General features: G+C 72.6%; 1 protein-coding gene. It reads right to left on the reverse strand.

Annotated elements, in window-relative coordinates; translation table 11 throughout:
• Positions 1-952: S8 family serine peptidase (locus tag IEZ12_RS32430; protein WP_229848442.1), on the reverse strand; the 952-nt coding region annotated here is incomplete at its 3' end.
• Positions 953-1,414: the final 462 nt, after the last annotated feature.

A 1,414-nucleotide genomic window follows, 5' to 3' on the forward strand; every position in this document is an offset into this window, starting at 1 on the left:
GGGGCGTCGGGACCGGGGCTGCGTCGTAGTTGGTCACAGGAGTGCTCCCTCTCTTGGTAATGAGGTCGAATGCCCGTGCGACGTCGAGGGTGCCGACGAGGTGCCGGCGGCACTGGGGGGAAGCGGCGGGAAAGCACGGGGAGGCGGTCGCGGCGTCGAGCAGGGCCCGACCGGCCGCCAGGGGGTCCGCCGGGCGGCCGGAGCGCAGTTGAGCACTCACCAGGAGCGCGGCGGCGCCGGACACTACGGGGGTGGCGAAGCTGCTGCCGGTGAGGGCGGCCCGCCCACCGCCGGGCCGGGCGCCCTCCATGTCCTGTCCGGGGGCCAGCACGCCGTTGGCGCCGTACGGGGCGCCCCAGTTGTTGATGTCCAACGGCTGGCCGTCGGTGCCGCTCGCGCCGACGGCCAGCACGGACGGCACGGCGGCCGGCACCTGCAGGCAGTCGCAGCCGTCGTTGCCGACGGCCGCCACGACCAGGACCCCGTTGTCCTCGCACAGCCGCAGGGCGCGCGCCAGCATGCTCTCCGCCTGGCCGTCCGAGGCGCGCTCCCCGCCGCTCACGTTGATGATGTGCGCCCCCTCCTCCACGGCCCGCTCGATTGCCCGGGCCAGGTCGAGCTGCGGCACCCGGCCCTGCTCGGCGTCCCGGAACACCGGCAGAATCAGCCCGCGGCAGTGGGGCGCCATCCCAGTCACCGAGCTGCCGTGCTGGCCGAAGATCATGCTCGCGACATGGGTGCCGTGCTGTGACATCGCTCCCGGGCCGGCTGGCTCCTGCACCAGGGTGTCCAGGCGTCGCAGATCGGCGCCCGCGAAGCAGGGGTGGGCCAAATCCACCGGCCCGTCCAGCACGGCGATGCAGACCCGGGGGTCACCGAGCAGGTCGTCACGGGCCTGGCCGCTCCCTCGCGGCTCCACGCCCCGCAGTACGGACCGGGCTTCCATCCCCATACCCCTCTCCAGCGGGATCGCTGTCTTCACTCGGCACGATCCTGCACTGCCCCCGTCCCACCGATGTCCGCCGTTTCGTCACCACAGCGATCCGCGATCGAGCGCGGCCGGTTACCGGGACGGTCCCCGAACGTGGGCGGGGCGAGCGCCGAACGTCGGCGGGCCGTCGGACAGCGTTCCCGGTACGTCGGCACTCTGTCTCCACACCGTCCTCGCGCCGCCATGGAGGTTCGCATACGAATGACCGAGGGGAGATCCAGGTGCGCACGGCACCCGCCGGTTGCACAGTGGTGGCTGTGTCTTCAACTGGTGGTGTACGCCTGGAGTTGCTGGGACTCTTCGAGCTCGGCCACGCCGGAAAACGGATCCCCCTTCCGGCCGGGTCGCAGCGCCTGCTGGCGCTCCTCGCCCTGCAGAAGGACGGCCTGCTCCGTAGCGCGGCCGCCGAACAGCTCTGGCCCG

Origin of the sequence: Kitasatospora griseola (assembly GCF_014648555.1) — a bacterium.
Lineage (GTDB): Bacteria > Actinomycetota > Actinomycetes > Streptomycetales > Streptomycetaceae > Kitasatospora > Kitasatospora griseola.